Here is a 20102-nt window from a genome sequence, read left to right as displayed (position 1 = left end):
TGGATGTCGACCGACATATAATCGCCTGAATAGATGTCGATCGACATCTAAATCAGACAGGGCGGAGGTCGTCATGCGGGTCAGTCGTGAACAAGCCGAGGAAAACCGGCGCAAGGTGGTGGAGGCCGCGGGGCGGCTGTTCAAGGAACACGGTTTCGACGGCGTCGGGCTGAACGAGCTGATGCAAGCCGTCGGCCTGACCCGGGGCGGCTTCTATAAACAGTTCGCGTCGAAGGAAGACCTGGTGGTCGAGGCCTGCGAGTGCACGCTCGCCGCCGGCGCCGAGCGCTGGCGCCAGACCGCGGACGCCAATCCCGCCGATCCCTTCGAGGCCTTGGTCGCGCGCTACCTGACGCCGTCCCACCGCGACCGCATCGGCGAGGGCTGCGCCTTCGCCGCCCTCGGCTCGGATACCGGCCGCCACAGCGAGGCCTTGCGCGCCAGCTTCGGCGCGGGTGTCAAGGAACACCTGGCGATCCTCCAACAGGCGGCCGGGGCTTCGCCACCCCATCCCGGCGCACCGGATGCGCTGGCCGCATTCTCGACCATGGTCGGCGCCCTGGTCCTGTCGCGCATGGTCGACGATGAAGCGCTGTCGCGCCAGCTGCTCGATTCAGCCGCCGCCAGCCTGCTCGGGAGCCCATGATGCTCTCACATCGTCTTGCCAGATGGATGGCGGCGCGCGGCCTGCACTACGGCTGGGTCGTGGTTGCGGTCACCTTCTGCACCGCCTTGTCCTCGTCGGCGGCGCTGGGCCTGCCCGGTGCGCTGCTGCAGCCCTTGAGCCGCGAATTCGGCTGGAGCGTCGACCAGATCTCGACCGCGCTGGCGGTGCGCTTCGCCCTGTTCGGTCTCCTCGGTCCCTTTGCCGCGATCCTGATCGAGCGCTTCGGTCTGCGCCGCGTGATGGCGACCGCGCTGGCGCTGATCGCCACCGGCCTCGCGGCCGTACGCCACGTTCAGGCCTTCTGGCAGCTGGTGCTGCTGCTCGGCGTGGTGCTGGGCATGGGCTCCGGCATGACGGCGCTGGTGCTCAACGCGGTGGTTGCCAACCGCTGGTTCGAACAGCGCCGCGGCCTGGTGATGGGATTGCTGACCGCGAGTTCGGCGACGGGCCAGCTGATCTTCCTGCCGGTCGGCACCTGGCTGATCGAACACGCCGGCTGGCGCATGGCCCTGCTGCCGGTCATGGCCAGCTGCCTGCTGGTCGGCATACTGGCGCTGCTGCTGGTGCGCGACCATCCGCAGGAGCTGGGACTCGCTCCCTTCGGCGCCGCGCCTTCGCCGGCTCCGGTCACGCTGCCGGCGCGCGCCCCGGTTTCGGCCTGGACCCCGTTCGCCGTCCTCGCCAAGGCGCGCGGCGACCGCGTGTTCTGGGTACTGTTCGCCAGCTTCTTCATCTGCGGCCTGAGCACCAATGGCCTGATCCAGAGCCACTTCATCTCCCTGTGCGGCGACGCCGGCCTGGGCCCGGTGCCGGCGGCCTCGGTGCTGGCGATGATGGGCGCCTTCGACCTGATCGGCACCATCCTGTCCGGCTGGCTGTCCGACCGCTACGACAGCCGCTACCTGCTGTGCTGGTACTACGCGCTGCGCGGGCTGTCGCTGGCCTGGCTGCCGTCCGCCGACTTCACCCTGTACGGCCTGTCGATGTTCGCCGTGTTCTATGGCCTGGACTGGATCGCGACCGTGCCGCCGACGGTGCGCCTGGCCGGACAAGCCTTCGGCAAGGAGCGCGCGCCGATGGTGTTCGGCTGGATCTTCGCCGGCCATCAGCTGGGCGCGGCGGTGGCGGCCTATGGAGCAGGGCGGATCCGTACGCTGACCTTGAGCTACGATCCGGCGGTCTACGCCGCGGCCGCAGCCTGCGCAGTCGCCGCGTTGCTGGTATTGATGGCGCGGCGCCGCGCGACTGGCGCCGCGGCAGTGGCCTCGGGCGCCCTGCAACCCTGATGGCATCGGCGTCACACCACGGGTGGGGGAAAGGCCGGCAGCGGTGTCCGCCCAGGGAAAAGCGGCCGTAGAATCGCGCCTTTCCCTGAACCGAACCAGTACAGCCATGACCATCCACCGCTACCGGCGCGAACTCGCCCATCCCCTCGCCGACACCACTTCCATCCAGCCTTACGTGCTGCGGACCTTCCGTTCGCGCGCCGACGTGCCGGCCCTGCATGCGCTGCTGCAGGAGAGCTATGCGATGCGCGGCGCCATCCTCGGACCCTGCGACGAGTGGTGGCAGATCCTGTCTTCCGATCCGGAATTCGACGTGCGCCTGGTGTTCCTGGCCGAGACGCCGGCCGGCACGCTGGCGGCCGCCGCCATCGCCTGGAACTCCGGCTTCGTCAAGGACCTGGCGGTGGCGCCGGCATTCCGCCGCCAGGGCCTGGGCACGGCGCTCATGGGGCACGTCTGCCGCGTCTTCGAGCGCCAGGGTGCGCATGCGGTGGACCTGAAGGTGGAGGCGGGCAACCAGGCCGCGATCGCGCTGTATGAGGCGATCGGAATGCGGCGCGTGGAGACCATGGCGGCCTGAGGCGGCTGTTATTTTGCTTGCGGAGCCGCCTTGCGCTCCTGCGGCAGGAGCTTGTCGAAGTCGCTGTCCAGCCTGGCCAGGGAAGCGTCGATCCGGCTGCGCTTTTCCTTGATCCATGCATCCTGCTGCGCCAGCCTTTGCTGCGCCTCCTTGCGCATGCGCGCCATTTCGGCGGGCTGAGGCCCACCGGCGGTAGCGCGGTGGCTGACGATGGCAACCGGATCCAGCGCCGCACGGAATTCCTTTTCGCTCATCGGCAGTTCGCCGCTCGCGTAATCCCTGGTCGCCTCCTTGTAGATGCGGCGCGCCTGAGCATACGGAAAATCGCTGGGCCGGAAGTTGTGCGCCTTGGCGTAATCGACGATCTCCGACGCAAAATGGTGGCCCTCGCGGAAGGGCAGCTTGTAATTGCGCATCAGCAGATCGGCGAGTTCCTGCGATGCGGTCCAATCGCTGTTCAGCTCTTCCAGCGCGCGGTCCTTGTCGATGACGAGCGACTTCAGGATCCTGTCCCAGTTGGCCAGGACCTTGACCGCGCTGTCCACCATCTCCGCGTTCGGCTTCACCTCCTTGGCGTCGCTCATGCCCGGCGGGATGTTGTGCGCTTCCAGGACCGGCGCCATGGCCAGCGTGATCGCCATCGATGCCTCGCGGCGGGTCGAATTGAGCAGGCCCGGATTGCGCTTCTGCGGCATCGCGCTCGACACATAGGTGTTGCCGCCGCCTTCGCGCAGCAGGATCCAGGGCCTGGCCTGGCCGTATTGCGCCATCACGTCCTCGATGAAGCTGCCGGCATGCAGGGCGATGCCGGTGACGATGGAACCCACCTCCACCGGATAATCGGCGGCCGCGATCTGGTGCGCATCGTAGGCGTTGTCGACGATGCCTGCGAAGCCCAGGTAATCCGCCATCCTGCCGCGGTTCAGGGGCCAGCTGCTGCCATTTAGTACCGTGGTGCCCATCGGCGACTGGTCGATGCGGGCATAAGCCTCGCGGATGCGCTGGGCGTCGCGATCGAGGCCGGCGGCATAGCCGAGCAGGTAATGGCCGTAGCTGTTCGGCTGCGCCGCGACGCCGTTGGTGTAGTTGGGGACGACGGTCTTTTCATGCTGCCCGGCCAGCTGAACGATCGTGCCGGCGGTCCGGTACAACTGCTCCGCCAGTTTCAGCATGTTGTCGCGCATGATCGCGGCGCGGTAGGTCGCATGCATGTCCTGGCTCGAGCGGCCGGCGTGCAGCAGGGTCACGTCCGGGCCCGCGGCCTTGATCATCAGCGGCTCGAAGCTGATCACGGTCGACGGCCGCTTGGCGCCCGGCTGCTTGCCGGCTTCGATCACCTCGTTCAGGCCGGCGGCAATGCCCGCCACCTTCGATTTATCCAGCAGGCCTTCCTGCGAATTGATGACCGCCGAGGCCTTGTTGATCTCGCCGAGCCAATAGAACTCGTCGCGCTCGTTCTGCTGCTGCGCCTGCGCCTGCGCCATATTGGCAAGCAGCAGGACGGCGATGGGAAGAATCTTCAGTTTGAACATGGTGGGCTGTCTTAGAACATGTGCATGATGCCGGCCGCCATGCCGCTCTGGCGGGTCTGGTTCAGCTTGGTCGTGCCGCCGGTGGCGAAGCCGCCTTTCAGCTTGGTGCGGTCGACTTCGGCGTACAACGTGGTGCGCTTGGACAGCAGATAGGTAATACCGGTGATCAGCATATCCTTTTGCGCATCGCCGAGCGCCGCCGCGGCGCTCGCCTTGGCGTTATACGCCTTGTTGCGGTACCAGGCGGCGGTCAGGTCGAAGCGCGGCGTGAACTGCCAGCTGCCGCCGAACCAGTCCCAGGTCGAGGTCGTGTCGCGCGTGGTCGTTTCCTGGGTCTGCTTGATGTGGCCGACCGCCAGCGACAGGTCGCCGAAGTCGTAGGACGCGCCGAGCGCCACGTGGTCGTAGTCGCGGTAGTTCGGCGCGCTGCTGGTGCCGACGTTCTGCTTGGCGATCGAATAGCTGGCGCCAGCCTTCAAGCCGCCGTGGGCGTAGTTGGCGCCCACCGCCTTGGTGGTGCCGTAGTCGGCGTCGCCGGCGACTTCGCCGAGCGCCCATTCGGCGCGCGCGGTCCAGTCGCCGAAGCGGCCGGTGTACTGGACATCGTTGTCCTTGCGGATGCCGTTGGTGGAGGACAGGACGTAAGTGATGCTCGGGTAGCGGAACTTGAAGGGATCGAAGGCGAGAATCGTGCGGTAGGCCACCGTGTAGTTGCGGCCGGCGTCGAGCGAACCCCATGCCCCCGACATGCCGACGTGCGCTTCGCGCTGGAAGATCACGTTGTTGGTGTTGTTCAGCGCGCCGGTGCCGGAATTGAAGCCCATCTCCAGCACGTAATTGACCTTGTTGCCGCCGCCGATGTCCTCGCTGCCTCGGAAGCCCAGGCGGTTGGAGCGGAAGGTGCCGTTCGAGCTGATGGTCGTGTCGCTGTTGCCCTCGGGGTCGACATTGGTTTCGTGGCGCAGGCCGCCATCGATGGAACCGTAGATGGTGACGGCGCTGCTGCCGGCGCCGGCGCCCGTCTTGGGCGTTTCGGCCGTGCCTTCCTCGGACTGGGCATGGGCGTGCAGGGACAGGGCGGCCAGGGCGGCCGCCAGTAAAGTGTGTTTCATGGATGTCTCCGGGTTGTGATTATTTGTGTACGAAGATGCTACCGAGAAGCTTCTTCAATGTAAAATATCTCGAAACAGCATTCTCAATACTTAATAAATATAGACATTGCATGGAACTGAGACACCTGCGCTACTTCGTCGTCGTCGCCGAAGAAGGCCATTTCACCCGCGCGGCCGAACGCCTGGGCATGCAGCAGCCGCCCTTGAGCCAGCAGATCCGGGCGCTCGAGCAGGAGCTCGGCTTCGAGCTGTTCCGCCGCCACCCGAAAGGCGCGACGCTGACCGCGGGCGGCGAAGCCTTTCTGCTCGAAGCGCGCGCCATCCTCGACAACGTCGATGCGGCCGTGGTGCGCGCGGAGCGCGCCAGCAGCGGCACCGTCGGCCGCCTGTCGGTCGGGCTCACCAGTTCGGCGGCCGCCCACCGCTTCATCCCGGAAGTGATGCGCGCCTACCGTGACGCCTGGCCGCAGGTCGAGCTGGAATTCCGGGAAGGGAATGCGGCCGAGCTGACCGATGCGCTGGTACAGAACCAGCTGGACGTGGCCTTTCTGCGGCGCCCCGTCAGCCAGCCCGAAGGCTTGTCCTTCGAATGCCTGCTCGAAGAAGAACTGCTGCTGGTGCTGCCGGTCGGCCATCCGGCGCTGCCGCGCAAGCCTGGCCGCGGCCTGCCGGCGGTGCCGCTGTCGGCCTTGCGCGACGAGCGCTTCATCCTGGTGCGGCGCAGCGGCGCGCCCGGCATGTACGCGAACCTGGTCGAAGCCTGCGTACAGGCCGGCTTCGTGCCGAACGTGGCGATCGAGGTCGAGCGCATGCTCACGAATATAAGCCTGGTCGCCGCCGGCGCCGGCGTATCCGCGGTGCCGGCGTCGATGCAGGGCTTCCATGCCGACAATGTCGTGTATTGCTCGATCAAGAATGCGCCGCCTGCGCTCTCCGCGCCCTTGACGCTGGCCTGGCGCGCCGAAGCGGAACGGCCCACGCTGCGCCACTTCATCGCGCTTGCACGCAAGGGACAGGCATAGGTGAAGGGCTTCCTGCCGCTGGCAATGCCAGTCGCTGCGGGCCTGGGCCTGGGCTTGTTCGCGCCCTCGCTCGCGGTGCAGATGCAGCCCCTGGCCCAGGCATTCATTCACCTGCTGGGCTGGCTCACTTATCCGCTCATTTTCTGCATGCTGGTGTCCAGCGCCTCGACCCTCGGCCGCCATCGCGAACTGGGACGCATCGGCGCGCTGGCCTTTGCCTATTTTGCGGCGTTGTCCGTGTTGTCGATGCTCTTCGGGCTGGCTGCCGGCTGGGCGCTCGAACCGGGCGCCGGCGCGGTGTTCGCGAGCGGCCCTTTGCCGGCCACGGCGCCGCCTGCAGAAACGTCGGCCTCCATGCTCGGCTGGCTGGACCGGCTGCCCGCACTCAAGGCCAACAACCTGCTCCTGCTGGCAGCAGCCTTGCCCGCCGGCCTGCTGCTCGGCCGCTTTCCGGGCACACGCGCGCCGGCATTGGTAGAGCGTTGCCGCTTCCACCTGTTCGGCGCCATCAAGCTCCTGCTGATGCTTGCGCCGCTGGCAGCCTTCGGCGCCATGGCGGCCGCGGTGGGGCGCCATGGCCTGGCGCCGCTGCTGCCGCTGCTGAAGTTCATTGCCGCCATCAACTTCGCCAGCGCCTTGTTCGTGCTGGTCGTGCTGGGCGGCGCGGCCTGGCTGGCGGGCATGTCGCTGCTGCGCTTCATCGCCTACATCAGGGCCGAACTCTATCTCGTCTTTTTCACGAGTTCCTCGCTTGCCGGCCTCGTGCCCCTGAGCGAAAAGCTCGAAGGCCTGGGCTGTCCGCGCCCGGTCACCGACGTGGTGCTGCCGTTCTCGTATTCGCTGAACCTGGCCGGCACCTATCTCTACATCGCCATGGGCCTGACTTTCCTTGTCCAGGCTGCGCAAGTGCGGCTGGGCTGGCAGGAACTGGCGTGGATGCTGGGTGTGGCGCTTATCAGCAGCAAGGGCGCCGTCGGCGTGGCGGGATCGGGCGCGGCGACGCTGGCGGCAACCGTCGCGCTGCTTCACGTGGTGCCGCCGGAGATGATGGCCATCCTGTTCGCGATCGACAGGACCATGAAGTGCCGGCTGCTGACGAACGTGATCGGACATGGCGTCGCCTGCGTCGTGGTCGCCGCCGGCGACAAGAGCCTGGACCGCAAGGCGCTCGCGCAGGCGCTGTCGGCGCCACGTTCGCTGTGATTCAGGCTGGCATCAGGCGACGAAGCCGCGTTCACGCAGCCAGCGTTCGAACCAGGCGGGCCATTCTGCGCTCGGCGCACCAGGCTTGCCCATCCCGAATCCGTGCCCGCCAGCCGATAGCGGATGTGATTCGATAGTCACACCCGCCTGGCTGGCCGCTTGCGAGAGGATGGCCAGGTTCGCAGGATCGGCGATCGGATCGTCCTGGGCCTGCACGGCGAACAACGGGGGCATCTGCTTGCCGATCCAGGTTTCGACCGACCAGTCCGCGCTTTCCCTGGCGGTCGGATGATTACCGATGAGTACACGCCTTGTGGATGTGCGGTCATAGGGCGGGCGCAGGGTCACGACCGCATAGATCAAGGCCGCCGCCGACACCTGGGCCGACAGCTTGTCGATATCGTCTTGCGGGGGATAGGCGGCGAAGTCCGGACGCGCAGCCGCCATGCCCATCAAGTGGCCGCCGGCCGAAAACCCGAGCGCCAGGATCCGGGATGGATCGAGTCCATCTGCGTGCGCACGGGCGCGGATCACACGAATGGCGCGCTGGGCATCCTGTAAAGGCGCAATCGGCCCGGCAGTCCAACCGTCGCCGGGCAAGCGGTAATCGAGCACGAAGGCAGTAATGCCTCTTTGCGCCAGCCAGCGCGCGGCCGGATACGCTTCCGACTCCATCTGGATGCGCTTGTAGCCGCCGCCGCCCGCGATCAGGGCCGCGCTGCCGTTCGGCCGCGCCGGTTTGAATACCTCGAGCATCGGCGTCACGACGTGGCTCAAGGCTCCCTTTGCCGAGCGCTCGGACGCGCCGGCGATCGTTTCGCCGCCGGGCATGCTGTGGTCCCACAGCGGCAGGGTAAAGGTGGCGGCTGCAGGCGCAGTCGCTTCGGCTGCGGCAAGGCGCAGCGGTCGCGCGAGGGTCAGAGCCGAACAGGCAAGGAGATGGTGAATCAGAATGCGGCGCTTCATGATGTAGTCCAGGAGACGTGTCACATCATGGTATGAGGAGAGTTCATATATGTAAAATATTTAAAACTATAGTTTTTAATACTTTTTGTATATCGGACTTCCCGGTGATCGCCGCGTGTGTGCAGGGCTAAAAGAAACAGGCGGGATAGTGCGGGACACTATCCCGCCTGCGCGGGTGGCGATAGAGCGGGGCAGCTTAGAACTTGTGCGACACGCGCGCAAAATACGCCGCGCCATTCAGGCCGAACTGCACGCTCTCATACTTGAAGCCATTGTCCGTCTCGTCCGGATTCTGGGCCGTCGGATGCACGTTGAAGATGTTCGTGCCGCCCACGGTCAGCTTGGTCTTGTCCGTGAAGGACCAGGTGAAGGACAGGTCGGCCGAGGTTTTCGATTCGTAGTGCTGGTTCGGCACCGGCGGACCCGAGAAGGTGCCCAGGGTCTGCGGACCGTAGTGAACGATGCGGAAGTCGGTTTCCAGCTTGCCCTGGGTGTAGTCGAAGTCCAGCGTGGCCTTGCGGCGCGGGCCGCCCTGTTCGATGAACAGGCGCTCGCGCTCGGACAGCAGCACGTCTTCGAAGCCGGCCAGCGCGCTGGGTGCGTGCACGCCGGTCACTTCGGTGCGGCTGAAGTTCATCGCCAGGTAGGTGGCCAGCTTGCCGGCGCCGAGGCTCATGCGGTGCGAGGCGGTCAGGTCCAGGCCCTGGGTGCGGGTGTCGATCGAGTTCACGAAGAACTGCGCCTGGCCCACGCCCAGCTTCTGCAGGGTGGCGCCGAGGGCAGGGTAGTTGTCGGCGTCGAAGCGGCCCGACAGCACGATGCGGCCGTCGATGTCGATGTGGTACAAGTCGGCCGTCACCGAGATCGATTTGTCCGGGGTCCAGGTCAGGCCAAAGGTGTAGCTCTTCGACTTCTCTTCCTTCAGCTGCGGGATGCCGGCTGCGTTGGCGACCGGGCCGCCGTTCGGCGCCAGCACCACGTCCATCGGCACGCCGCTGATGAAGTCGGTGAAGGTGGACGAGAAGAAGACCTGCTGCAGCGAAGGCGCGCGGAAGCCGGTGCTGGCGGAGGCGCGCAGCAGGACGTCCTTGTCGACCTTGAAGGAGCCGGCCAGCTTGCCGGTGGTGGTCGAGCCGAAGTCGGAGTAGCGTTCGTGGCGGAGGGCGGCCTGCAGCTTGGTGCGCTCGTTCAGGTCGGCCTCGAAGTCGAGGTAGGCGGCGCTGCTGTGGCGGTTGCGGTCGGCCGCATCGCCCGGCTGGAAGCCCGGGAAGCCCTGGCTGCCGGCATTGCCGCCCACGCCCACGCCGTCGGCGTCGATGTAGGAGCCCGGTTCACCGGCGAAGATCTTGTAGTTCTCGGCGCGGTATTCGAAGCCGAAGGCCGCGTTCAGGCCGCCCAGGACTTCAGGATAGTAGCGGCTGAAGTCGGCGTTGGTGGTCAGCTGGCGGAAGGAGAAGCCGCCGGCGTCGAACTGCGAGGGGCTGATGCCCTTCGGGTCGAGATCCGCGATCGAGGCGTTCAGCGTGTGCGCGATGGTGTAGCGCATACGGTTGTAGCCGTAGGTCTGCGAGAAGTCGCCGGCCCATTCGCCGAGGCGGGTGCGGTAGCCGATGATGCCGTAGCGGTCGTCGATGTCGCCGTTGATGTAGGGGACGAAGCCGGCCGGGTACATGGCGGCCGAGTTACGCGAGGGGATGTCGTCGGAGCCGATGCCGCCGCGCGCCCAGGCGGCCGAGGAGGCGTCGCGGGTCTGGGCGCCGGCCGTCAGGTACAGCTTGCCCGGACCGGCCGGGAATTCGCCGTTGACGTAGACGGTCTTGTTCTGGCTCTTGGTGTCGCCGATGGTGCGCGGGTTATCCGGCTCGGCGCGGTTGGAGCGGCCGCGGTCGTAGTATTCGCCGGTGATGCCCAGCACGCCATCCGCCACTGCGACGCCGCAGTAGGCCGAGGCCAGCCAGTTCTTGCCGTCGTGCTTGGAGTACTCGCCGAAGCCGGCGATCGATTCGCAGCCCAGGCTCTTCTTCAGTTCGACGTTGATCACGCCGGCGATGGCGTCGGAGCCGTATTGCGCGGCGGCGCCGTCGCGCAGCACCTGCACGTCCTTGATGGCCAGCAGCGGCAGCGCGTTCATGTCGGTGCCGGTGTTGCCGCGGTTGCGCGCGCCGAACAGGTTCACCAGCGCCGTCGTGTGGCGGCGCTTGCCGTTCACCAGCACCAGGGTCTGGTCCGAGCCCAGGCCGCGCAGCGCAGCCGAGTCGACCAGGTCGGCGCCGTCGGCGCCCGTCTGGCGGGTCGAGTTGAACGAGGGCGAGATGTTGGTCAGGGTCTGCGCCAGGTCGAACTGGCCGCCTTGCTCGGCCGCCTTGTTCAGCGGGATGTAGTCGACCGGGACCGGGGTGTCGGTGGACGAGGTGTTGCCAACGCGGCGCGAGCCGACGATGTTCACGCTCTGGATGCTGCTGTCGGCGGCGCTTGCGGGCGCCGTGGTCTGCGCGATTGCGCCGGACGGGAAGGCGGCAAGGGCGGCGCTGCCGTACAGGGCGAGCAGAAGGGATTGACGGATCGCGGTGGGTTTCAAGTGCTGGCTCCTAGGGGGAAAATGTCACTTCCATGAATTTACCAGTTGGCAACCTTGTACAAGAAGTTAAACGTCTCATAACTACAACATTGATAACCATAATCGGTATTCATACGTAGAGACACCATAGTATTGACGTTATTTTGGTACATTGGTAACATGCGCAGCCATATTCAGAGGTATGCCATGACCGACCAGGAATTCATCGCCGCGTTCACCGCCGGACGTCTCGCACCCGACGGATTCGACCATCGCGCCCACCTGCGCGCCGCCTTCATGCTGCTGCGCTCGCGCCCCTTCCTCGAAGCCTGCATCGCCATGCGCGATGGCCTGCAACTGCTCGCGGCCAGGCTGGGCAAGCCGGACCTGTATCACGAGACCGTCACGGTGGCTTTCATGGCGCTGGTGGCGGAACGAATGCCCGCGGGAGACTGGGATAGCTTCATCACCGCGCATCCGGAGCTGTGCGAGCGCGGCCTGCTGGACGGCTGGTATTCGAAAGCGCTGCTGGCTTCCGGCGCCGCGCGCAAGACCTTCGCCATGCCGGATTTGAATGGAGGACGCCATGGCTGAAAAGCTGACGGTAGAGCGCGTGCAGACCGGCCTGCGCATCGAGAAGCAGATGCTGAAGGTGCTGAAGGGGCTGGCCGAGTACCACGACATGAGCCTGGGCGACCTCGTGGAGGGGATCGTCCTGCACGCCTTCGAAGGGAAGAGCGCGTTCGGCGAGGAGAGCCTGGCGCGCATTCAGGATTTGAAGCGGATCTACGGGATGAAGCTGGAGGCGAAGGATGCGCACCGGCTGCAGGAAAGCATTCGCCTTGCAAAACCATGATCCGCCGCTAAGCTGATTAGTGGAAGGAGTCTTCAAGTGATGACACCACTGAGCGCACCGGTCGGCCGAGGCGGCATGAACCGCCTTGACGACATCATCCGGGTACAGCGGGTTCTATTGCGCCGAGGTTTTCGCATTGGCACGGCGGATGGGAAATGCGGACGCCGGACCCAAGCTGCCATCGACACCTTCCAGCGGGGATTCATGCAAGCCCCGGACGGCCGGATCGACCCCGACGGTGTCACCTGGCGACGCCTCAGCGACGAGCCGGAGCCCATTGCACCTGTCGACGCCAGCCTCACGCGGCTGGTTCCCACGCCGGACAAGTCCACGCTCAATAAGGGGCTGACACCGGTCAGCAATGCTTTGATGACCCGCCTGCTCGGCAATCCTCGCGACACGTACAGCAGCAACTGCCAGTCCATTACGGAGCCGCGTCTGCGACGCAGCATGCAGCGAGCGAACGTCGGTCCGTTCACGGTGACCGGGCTGCGACCCGCGGTGGAGAGCCTGGCGACGGTCCTGTCCGATGTAAGGTCTCTGCTGCCCGATGTGTATCAGGCGCTCGGTACAGCGGGGATGTTGTGTTGCCGCTATGTCCGTGGATCGAGCTCTACCATCTCCAACCACTCATGGGGAACCGCCATCGACCTTACGCTCAATGGCAAGCTGGACATACGAGGCAACGACATGGTGCAGCATGGGCTGTGCCTTATTGCTCCCGTATTCAACAAGCATGGCTGGTATTGGGGAGCCTCGTTCCGCACCGAGGATGCGATGCACTTCGAGGCCGGCAGATCTCTTGTGGAAAAATGGAGCGGCTCCCTTTGATGGCGCTCGCCCGCGCCGCAGCCCGATCGCTGGCAGTGGTCGCCGCGGCTGCGGCCTGCAGCCTTTCGGCCGCGGCCGACACACCGTTCTCGGCCGCGCCCTGCGATTTCAGCGCACCCGCCGAATGGCAGGGGTACAGCGTGCGCTGGGCCGGCACATGTGCGAACGGCAAAGCAGAGGGCTTGGGCGTCCTGCGCGCCTATCGCGACGGGCAGGTCCAGCAGATCTACTTTGGACGCTTTGTCCAGGGCGAACCCACCTCCGGCGTCATCGACCATCCCGAGGGCTTCATCGCTGGCCGTTTCAAGAACGGAAAGGTGGTCGCTAACGAGGAGCGACAGGACGTGATCTCGGCCTTCCGGGCCGGCGAAGCCGCCGCCATCGCCTTTGCACAGCAACTAAAGCGCAACGGCAACGCCGCATCGGCCCGGTTCTACCAGGACAAGGCTCACCAACTGGCGACACAGATGGAGTGAGCTATTCCTGATGAAACTCCTCCGCCGAAGCGAACAAATCCCACGAGGCGATAAATAAAGCCGCAATCACCGGCCCGATCACGAAGCCATTCAAGCCGAACAAGGCCATGCCGCCAACGGTCGACAGCAGCACCACATAATCCGGCATCTTGGTGTCCTTCCCGACCAGCACAGGGCGCAGGATGTTGTCGACCAGGCCGATCACGAACACGCCGAACAGGATCAGCACCACGCCCTGCCACACCGAACCGGTGACGAGGAAGTAGACCGCCACCGGCGCCCACACGATGGCGGCGCCGACCGCCGGCAACAGCGACAGGAAGGCCATCACCACCGCCCACAGCAGCGGCGCCTGCACGTGCAGGATCCAGAAGATCAGGCCGCCCAGCGCACCCTGCGCGATCGCCACCAGCACATTGCCCTTCACGGTGGCGCGGATCACGGTGGTGAAATTGCTGAACAGGCGCTTCTTGTAATTCATGCTCAGCGGTACCGCGGTCTTGATGCGTCCCGCCAGCGAATGGCCGTCGCGCAGCAGGAAGAACAGCAGGTAGAGCATGATGGTCATGCTGACCAGGAAGTCGAAGGTATTGCTGGCGAAGTTGATGGCGTACTTGGCCGCGACCTGGCTGACCTGCGACGCGGTGCTGGTGAGCTTGGCCTGCAGCGAGGCGATGCTGGTGAGGTCGAAGCGTTCCAGCAGGCCGACCAGCCAGTTCGGCAGCGCGCCCATGATCTGGCTGAAGTAGCGGCCGAAATCGATGTGGCCGGACTTCATCATGTCGTAGACCCCCACAGCCTGCTGCACCAGCGAGGCGCTGATCAGGGCCACCGGAATGATCACCATCACCACGATGGACAGCAGCGTGAGCAGGGCCGCGACGTTGGGCTTCTGATTCGTCGCGCGCAGCAGGCGCCGGTACAGCGGAATGAACAGGATCGCCAGCACGATGCCCCAGAATACGGCGCCGGAATAGGGCGTCAGGATCCAGAGGAATCCAATGGTGACGATCGTCAGGAGAAAGAGGAAGACTTTTTGCTGGAGGGTGTATTGGCTGGCAGGTGGGTTCATGTTTTCATGATAACGCCAACTGCCTTTCGATGTAATCCTCGAAAGCGTCGCGCGACAGCGCCTTCGAGTAGTACCAGCCCTGGATGAAGTCGCAGCCGAAGGCCGCCAGCGTGTCGCGCTGGGCGCCGTGCTCGACGCCCTCGGCAATCACTTCGATGCCGAGGCGGTGCGCCAGGCCGATGATCGCTTCCGTCAGCGCCTTGTCGCTGCCGTCCTCGGCCAGGTGCTTGATGAAGGATTTGTCGATCTTGAGGTAGTCGACGTCGAAATGCTTCAGGTAGGCCAGCGAGGAGAAGCCGGTGCCGAAATCGTCGATCGAGACCTTGGCGCCGACGCTGCGCAGCGCGCCGAGGCAGCGCGCGACCTGGTCGGCGTCGCTCACCAGCACGCCCTCCGTGATTTCGATCGTGAGGCTGTTGCTCGTCGGGCCCGTGTGCAGGATACGGTCCAGCCAGGCGAGACGGCCCTGCCGCTCGAACTGCATCGGCGAGATGTTCACGCTCAGTTCGATCGTGCAATCGTATTTCTGGCGCCAGCGCTCGATGCTGGCGATGGCTTCGCTCAGCACCCATTCGCCGAGTTCGTCGATCAGGCTGCTTTCCTCGGCCAGCGGGATGAAGCTGGCCGGACTGATCGGGCCGAGCTCGGGATGGTTCCAGCGCAGCAGCGTCTCGGCCTTGCGCAGGCGCCCGGTGGCCGCCTCGACGATGGGCTGGTAGAACACCTGCAGCTGCCGGCGCGCCAAGGCGGTGCGCAGGTCGTTGCTGAGCCGCAGCTTGAGGGAAGCCTGCTGCTGCAGGTTGGCAGTGAAGTACTGGAAGTGGCCGCGCCCGGCGCGCTTGGCCAGGTACATGGCTTCCTCGGCGTGCGCCAGCAGCTCCTCCGCTTTGACGTCCGTGGCATCGGCCACATCCTCGGGATACAGGCTGATGCCGATGCTGGCGGACGGGTAGGCCAGCGCGTCGGCGCCGAGCCGCAGCGGCGCCGCCACCGCCTCGATCAGCGCGCCGGCGATGGTCTCGAGGTGCAGTCCCTGTTCGCCTTCCGCAATCGCGATCGCAAACAGGCCGCCGCCCAGGCGCGCGACGGTGGCGTCGGCCGGGACGCAGCTCGCCATGCGCCGGGTCAGCTCGACCAGGGCCTCGTCGCCTCTGGCGTAGCCGTAGCTGTCGTTGATGTCCTTGAAGCGGTCGATGTCGAGCAGCAGCACGCCCAGCCGGCGGCCGGCGCCCTGGGCTTTCTTCATGTCCTGCTGCAGGCGGTCGAGGAACAGGCGGCGGTTCGGCAGCCCGGTCAGCGGGTCGAAGTTGGTCTGGCGCCAGATCACCTCGTCCTTTTGTTTCTGCTCGCTGATGTCCTGGAACTGGATCACGTGGCGGTAGATCCGGCCGTCCGGATGGCGGATCACGCGGACGTTCACGAACTTGGCCGTGAAGCGGCCGTCCTTGTTGCGGTCCTGGATCTCGCCCTGCCAGTGGTCGTGGTCGGCCAGGGCCTTCTGTATGGCTTCGTAAAAACCGCTGTCGTGCATGTCCGAATCGAACAGGCGGGGCGAATGGCCGCTCACTTCTTCCAGCGTGTAGCCGGTCTGCGCGGTGAAGGCCGGGTTGGCGTCGACGATGCGGTTGTTTTCGTCTGTGACCATGACCGCTTCCGAGCTGGTCCGGTAGATCAGATTGGCCATCCGCATCGATTCTTCGAGGTCTCTGCGCTGGGTCACATCCTGTACGGTGCCGCTCAGGATACGCCGGTCATCGACCACGATGGGATTGCAAAGCATCCTGATCCACTTGCGCTTGCCGGCCGGCGTCACGATCTGGATCTCCAGGTCGAAGGTTTCGCCATGGAGCGTCGCCATGCGCAGTGCATGCTCGGCTTCGTCACGGTCTTCGCCCAGGCAACAGTCCAGGCAGTCGCTCATCACCAGCGCCTGCGATGGCGGAAAGCCGTAGATCTGCAATACCTCGTCGGTCCACTCCAGACGGCCGGCGGCGCAGTCCAGCTCCCAGGCGCCGATCTGCGCCAGGGCGCTCATATCCTTCAGCATCCGCGCCTGCTGGCGCATCATGCGCTCCTGCTCGATGCGCGCGGTCAGGTCGCGGGCCACGCCCAGTACGCCCAGCACCTTGCCATCCGGCTGGGCAATTGCGGTCTTGATCGATTCATACACGTGCAGCCTGCCATCGCCCGGCTTGGTCAGGCGCTGTTCATGGGCCAGGGGCTTGCCGCTCCTGAGCGCCGCGAGGTCGGAATCGCGCATGTGTTCGACGTGGGCAGGCGCAAAAAAATCTGCGTCATGCTTGCCGATAATCTCCCGTCGCGGCTTGCCTACCAGCTCTTCAAAGCGCGCATTGCAGGTAAGGTAGACGCCATCCGGATCCTTTAGCCAGATCACGTCGGGGCTGCTTTCGACCAGGGTGCGCAGATGGACCTTCTCGCGCTCCAGCTCGGCAGTGCGTACGCGAACGGCCTTGCGCACCGAGCGCAGCCAGACTGCCAGCAGCAAAACCACCACGCCCAGGACGAGCAGAGCTTCCAGCAGCCGCTCGGTGTAGCGCAAGAAGGGCAGGGGCTGGCCCATCCATTTGTCGCGCAGCGCATCGAGCTCGGCGGGTTCGATTCTGTCCATGCCTTCTTCGACCATGGCGAGGGTAGCGCTGTCGCCTTCGCGCACCGCGCGCCTCAGTTCATTGTGCGTAACCTCGAAGGCCTTCACGTATTGGCGTTGCAAGCCGAGCTGGTAGAGACGGTAATCGGCCGAGTTCTGGTCCATGCACAGCAGCTTGACCGACTGGCTCGCGGCGGCGTCGACGAGGGCTCGGTAGGTCGGGTAGATGCGCACGCCGGTAATGCCTGCGCGTAGCAGCTCTTCGGCACAGGCGTCGCCGGCCTGTACGGCCACTTCGAAGCCTTTCAGGTTGGCAATGTCGTGGATGCCGCGCAGCGAAGCGTCGGCATAGACGGCGGTGGCGACCGTGCCGTAAGGTGCGGAGAAATCGAGGGTCGCGGTGCGCCCCGGCGTACGGAAGATCGGATCGATCACGTCGGCCCGGCCGCTGATCAGCATCGGCTGGACCTCGGACCAGTTGGCGGCGATGAGCTCCACCGGCCGGCCGGTTTTTTTCTCCCACAATCGCCAGAGGTCGACCGTATAGCCTTCCAGCTTGCCGTCCGGGTTGCGGTAGACGTAGGGCGGGTAGTTCTCGTCCATGACAACGCGCAGCGGTGCAGCCCCGGCAAGCAGCGGGACGCACAGAAGCACGAGCATCAGAACGCGCACGACAGGCATGAACATGACTCCGATGGGAGGGTCGTTAGCAAGATATCACGAAGTGTTTGGAGCGGTCCGGCGCACGCGCGCGCAAGCGCTTCGGACACATAATTGCCACGCTCAATTGTCCTGGACGGCTTCCAGCGGACCCGATGCGCTGTCCTTGCCACTTCGTTTGCGCAGGCTGCGATTGGCGGCCACCACGCCCACGCCGACGATCGCCAGGCTCAGCATGGCGCCGAGCGAGGGCGCGGCCAGCCAGCGCAGCGACTGGTCGGGCAGTTCGGACGGCGCCTGCTGGGGCGGGTCGGAATCGGCCTGCAGCACGGGGTCGTCTTCGTCGAGCTCGCCGGCAAGCAAGGGCAGCAGGGCGCGCACGAAGGCGGCGGCGTCCTGCGGGGTCCGGCTGGTCAGGACGCGGCCGTCGCGCACGGCTTCCTGGTTGCACCAGACCGCGCCGGCGTTCACCAGGTCGTCGCGCACTCCCGGCCAGGAGGTCAGGGTGCGTCCGGCTGCCAGCCCGCACGACACCAGCACCAGGGCCGCGTGCGACATCGCCGCGATCGGCTTGCCGGCGGCGTCGAAGGCGCACACGAAGGCGCGCGCCTGGGCCGACTGACGCAGCAGGTCGGGCGCGATGTAGCCGCCGGGAATGAGCAGGCCGTCGTAGTCGGCCGCCTGGACATTGTCGACCTTGCTGTCGACCTTCACCAGGTCGGACGGCTGGTGACCGTGCATGCTGCGTATCCGGCCCGGGCGCAGGGCGATCAGTGCGGCCTGTGCCCCCGCATCCTTCAGCGCCGCCAGCGCGGCGTCCAGTTCCGTCCCCTCGACACCGTCCGCCGCCAGCACGGCAATCCGCTTGCCGGCGAGTTTTCCGGTTGCGCTCATGGTGATCTCCCTTCGACAGCCTTCTGCTACCAGAGTCGGCAAGCCTGGCTTTAGTTCCGCTTGACCGATTCATAACCGGTTGGTTATACTTTTTTTCATGACACCTGACATCATCTTCAGGACGCTGGCCGATCCCACCCGGCGCGCCCTCTTCGAACGCCTCTGCCGCGAAGGCGAGCAGACGGTCGGCGCCTTGACGGCCCAGGCCGGCATCTCGCAGCCGGCCGTGTCGAAGCACCTCGGCATCCTCAAGCAGGCCGGCCTCGTCAGCGACCGGCACGCAGGACGCCAGACCCATTACACCGCCCAGCTGGATGCGCTTGCCCCCCTGGTTGGCTGGACCCAGCAGATGGCCCGGTTCTGGGAGAGCCGGTTCGACGATCTCGATGACCTCTTGAAAAGGATGGACCAATGAACGCTTCTTCTCAGCAGCAGCTCGCATCACAGCTCCGTACCGTCACCGTCGAACGCGAGTTCGCGCATCCGCCGGCAAAGATCTGGCGCGCGCTCACCCAACCGCACCTGATCGAAGCCTGGCTGATGAAGAACGACTTCGTGCCGGCCCTGAACCAGCGCTTCACGCTGAGCGGCGACTGGGGCTCGGTCGACTGCCAGGTGCTGGAAATCGAGCCACAGCGCAGCCTTTCCTACACCTGGGCCGCGATGGGCCTGGACAGCGTGGTCACCTGGACCCTCACGCCCACCGCCGCCGGCACGCACCTGCGCATGGAGCAGAGCGGCTTCCGTCCGGACCAGGACCAGGCCTTCCACGGCGCCCAGTATGGCTGGAACAAGTTCTTCGGCGGCCTCGAGCAGGTGCTGGCCGGGCTGGAGGCGGCGGCATGAACGAAGCCTCCGTCCTGATCGACCAGCGCATCGCCGGCCTCGGCGACTGGCGCGGCGCCACCCTGGCCCGGATGCGCGGGCTGATCCGGGAAGCTATCCCCGACGTGGTCGAAAGCTGGAAGTGGATGGGCACGCCGGTCTGGGAGCACGGCGGCATCCTGTGCACCGGCGAGTCCTATAAATCCTGGGTCAAGCTGACCTTCCTGAAGGGCGCCTCGCTGGCGGATCCAGCCGGCTTGTTCAATGCCAGCCTGGACGGGAATGCGCGGCGCGCGATCGATATCCGCGAGGGGGAAGAGGTCGATGCCGAAGCCTTCAAGGCCCTGATCCGGGCAGCGGCGGACCTGAATGCCGCCGGCAAGGCGAAGCCGAAGAAGCGCTAGCTTTTCCTGGGCGCCGCCGGAATCTCGGGCAGCGTGCAATGCTGGGAAACGGCCAGGCCTTTCAGGAAGGCGCGCCGCACCGAGCCGGCCGTGACGCATGCCGACACGTGCTTCGAATGCCGCTCCGCGCCGCTGAGCTTGCGGATCCAGCTGCGGAAGGGGAGCAGGCCCTCCGCGGTCCGCTGCACCGCGCCGACGGCCTGGTCCTCGGCGACGTCCGAGGCCTTGTCCATGAAGGATGCTTCCTGTTTGGCGGCGGCCGCCTGCACGTCGTAGTCGGGTCCGAGCACCTTGTCGAGTTCGTGGAGTTCCTGCGCGATCGCCACGCAGCTCTGCCCGGCCGGCATCAGATAGGGATTTTGCTGCGCCTTTTCGAGCACGGCCGGAACTTCCTCTTTCCGAATGCCGAGGTCACTGAGCGGGGCCGTGGCGGCCGTGCCCATGCGCGAGGCCGTGCGCGAGGCGCAACCGCCCAGCGCAAATACGGCAAGTGTCGGAACCAGCAGGAATTTGAGGATGGAATGCATTTTCGAATTATTCTACTGTGTTCG

At 65.7% G+C, this 20102-nt stretch carries 20 protein-coding genes; 12 read left to right on the top strand and 8 right to left on the bottom strand.

What is annotated here, in order from left to right; all coding sequences use genetic code 11:
- The first annotated feature begins 73 nt into the window (after nucleotides 1-73).
- The 3 genes from AC07PE_RS02750 to AC07PE_RS02740 all read left to right on the top strand — a co-directional run bounded on the left by AC07PE_RS02750 (nucleotide 74) and on the right by AC07PE_RS02740 (nucleotide 2533).
- The gene (locus AC07PE_RS02750; protein WP_498761347.1) at nucleotides 74-646 is read left to right on the top strand and encodes a TetR/AcrR family transcriptional regulator; all 573 of its coding nucleotides are present in this window, start codon (nucleotides 74-76) and stop codon (nucleotides 644-646) included.
- Nucleotides 646-1953 (top strand): MFS transporter, encoded by a 1308-nt coding sequence (locus tag AC07PE_RS02745; protein WP_498762953.1) that lies wholly within the window; start codon nucleotides 646-648, stop codon nucleotides 1951-1953. Before AC07PE_RS02750 ends, AC07PE_RS02745 begins: the two co-directional genes overlap by 1 nt.
- 106 nt (nucleotides 1954-2059) lie before the next feature.
- Nucleotides 2060-2533, top strand: coding sequence for a GNAT family N-acetyltransferase (locus tag AC07PE_RS02740; RefSeq protein WP_498761346.1), 474 nt, complete (start codon nucleotides 2060-2062; stop codon nucleotides 2531-2533).
- A gap of 8 nt (nucleotides 2534-2541) precedes the next feature.
- Here the strand turns inward: AC07PE_RS02740 and AC07PE_RS02735 are convergent, their stop codons facing one another.
- Nucleotides 2542-4017: an argininosuccinate lyase gene (locus AC07PE_RS02735; protein WP_498762951.1), complete on the bottom strand. Its 1476-nt coding sequence runs from the start codon at nucleotides 4015-4017 to the stop codon at nucleotides 2542-2544.
- A gap of 59 nt (nucleotides 4018-4076) precedes the next feature.
- The gene (locus tag AC07PE_RS02730) at nucleotides 4077-5177 is read right to left on the bottom strand and encodes a porin (RefSeq protein WP_498761345.1); all 1101 of its coding nucleotides are present in this window, start codon (nucleotides 5175-5177) and stop codon (nucleotides 4077-4079) included.
- 110 nt (nucleotides 5178-5287) lie between these two features.
- Here AC07PE_RS02730 and AC07PE_RS02725 point away from each other — a divergent pair, with 110 nt between their 5' ends.
- Nucleotides 5288-6199, top strand: a complete 912-nt coding sequence (locus tag AC07PE_RS02725) for a LysR family transcriptional regulator (RefSeq protein WP_498761343.1) — start codon at nucleotides 5288-5290, stop codon at nucleotides 6197-6199.
- Nucleotides 6200-7402, top strand: a complete 1203-nt coding sequence (locus tag AC07PE_RS02720; protein ID WP_498761341.1) for a cation:dicarboxylate symporter family transporter — start codon at nucleotides 6200-6202, stop codon at nucleotides 7400-7402. It abuts the gene before it with no gap.
- 12 nt (nucleotides 7403-7414) lie between these two features.
- Here AC07PE_RS02720 and AC07PE_RS02715 read toward each other — a convergent pair whose 3' ends face one another.
- Both AC07PE_RS02715 and AC07PE_RS02710 read right to left on the bottom strand, forming a co-directional pair.
- Nucleotides 7415-8392 (bottom strand): alpha/beta hydrolase, encoded by a 978-nt coding sequence (locus tag AC07PE_RS02715; protein WP_498761339.1) that lies wholly within the window; start codon nucleotides 8390-8392, stop codon nucleotides 7415-7417.
- Nucleotides 8393-8564: 172 nt separating this feature from the next.
- Nucleotides 8565-10946: a TonB-dependent receptor plug domain-containing protein gene (locus tag AC07PE_RS02710; RefSeq protein ID WP_498761337.1), complete on the bottom strand. Its 2382-nt coding sequence runs from the start codon at nucleotides 10944-10946 to the stop codon at nucleotides 8565-8567.
- Between the two features lie 186 nt (nucleotides 10947-11132).
- Between AC07PE_RS02710 and AC07PE_RS02705 the strand changes: the two genes are divergently transcribed.
- The 4 genes from AC07PE_RS02705 to AC07PE_RS02690 are packed head-to-tail and all read left to right on the top strand — an operon-like array spanning nucleotide 11133 to nucleotide 13088.
- Nucleotides 11133-11519, top strand: a complete 387-nt coding sequence (locus AC07PE_RS02705) for a hypothetical protein (RefSeq protein ID WP_498761335.1) — start codon at nucleotides 11133-11135, stop codon at nucleotides 11517-11519.
- On the top strand, nucleotides 11512-11781 hold the full coding sequence (locus AC07PE_RS02700; protein ID WP_498761333.1) for a hypothetical protein: 270 nt from the start codon (nucleotides 11512-11514) through the stop codon (nucleotides 11779-11781). The genes AC07PE_RS02705 and AC07PE_RS02700 overlap by 8 nt, the downstream gene beginning before the upstream one ends.
- Before the next feature lie 39 nt (nucleotides 11782-11820).
- Entirely contained in the window at nucleotides 11821-12612 is a 792-nt protein-coding gene (locus AC07PE_RS02695; protein WP_498762949.1) for a M15 family metallopeptidase, read from the top strand.
- Nucleotides 12612-13088, top strand: a complete 477-nt coding sequence (locus AC07PE_RS02690) for a hypothetical protein (protein ID WP_498761331.1) — start codon at nucleotides 12612-12614, stop codon at nucleotides 13086-13088. Before AC07PE_RS02695 ends, AC07PE_RS02690 begins: the two co-directional genes overlap by 1 nt.
- Before the next feature lies 1 nt (nucleotide 13089).
- Here AC07PE_RS02690 and AC07PE_RS02685 read toward each other — a convergent pair whose 3' ends face one another.
- From AC07PE_RS02685 to AC07PE_RS02675, 3 genes are all read right to left on the bottom strand, one after another.
- The gene (locus AC07PE_RS02685; protein ID WP_498761329.1) at nucleotides 13090-14160 is read right to left on the bottom strand and encodes an AI-2E family transporter; all 1071 of its coding nucleotides are present in this window, start codon (nucleotides 14158-14160) and stop codon (nucleotides 13090-13092) included.
- Between the two features lie 4 nt (nucleotides 14161-14164).
- A complete protein-coding gene (locus AC07PE_RS02680; protein ID WP_498761327.1) occupies nucleotides 14165-17428 on the bottom strand; it encodes an EAL domain-containing protein in 3264 nt (1087 codons plus the stop codon).
- Nucleotides 17429-17551: 123 nt separating this feature from the next.
- Nucleotides 17552-18322 carry a DJ-1/PfpI family protein gene (locus tag AC07PE_RS02675; protein WP_498761325.1) on the bottom strand — a complete coding sequence of 257 codons (771 nt, stop codon included), beginning with the start codon at nucleotides 18320-18322 and terminating at the stop codon, nucleotides 17552-17554.
- A gap of 97 nt (nucleotides 18323-18419) precedes the next feature.
- Here AC07PE_RS02675 and AC07PE_RS02670 point away from each other — a divergent pair, with 97 nt between their 5' ends.
- From AC07PE_RS02670 to AC07PE_RS02660, 3 genes are read left to right on the top strand one after another with little or no spacing between them, the layout of a single operon-like run.
- Nucleotides 18420-18737 carry an ArsR/SmtB family transcription factor gene (locus tag AC07PE_RS02670; protein ID WP_498761323.1) on the top strand — a complete coding sequence of 106 codons (318 nt, stop codon included), beginning with the start codon at nucleotides 18420-18422 and terminating at the stop codon, nucleotides 18735-18737.
- Nucleotides 18734-19168, top strand: a complete 435-nt coding sequence (locus AC07PE_RS02665) for an SRPBCC family protein (protein WP_498761321.1) — start codon at nucleotides 18734-18736, stop codon at nucleotides 19166-19168. Before AC07PE_RS02670 ends, AC07PE_RS02665 begins: the two co-directional genes overlap by 4 nt.
- Nucleotides 19165-19551, top strand: coding sequence for a DUF1801 domain-containing protein (locus tag AC07PE_RS02660; RefSeq protein ID WP_498761319.1), 387 nt, complete (start codon nucleotides 19165-19167; stop codon nucleotides 19549-19551). Before AC07PE_RS02665 ends, AC07PE_RS02660 begins: the two co-directional genes overlap by 4 nt.
- Here the strand turns inward: AC07PE_RS02660 and AC07PE_RS02655 are convergent.
- The gene (locus AC07PE_RS02655; protein ID WP_498761318.1) at nucleotides 19548-20078 is read right to left on the bottom strand and encodes a hypothetical protein; all 531 of its coding nucleotides are present in this window, start codon (nucleotides 20076-20078) and stop codon (nucleotides 19548-19550) included. The genes AC07PE_RS02660 and AC07PE_RS02655 overlap by 4 nt on opposite strands.
- Nucleotides 20079-20102 lie beyond the last annotated feature (24 nt).

This window comes from Telluria sp. GW821-FHT07G12 (assembly GCF_059418525.1).
This window is presented reverse-complemented; position numbering and strand designations above follow the sequence as displayed.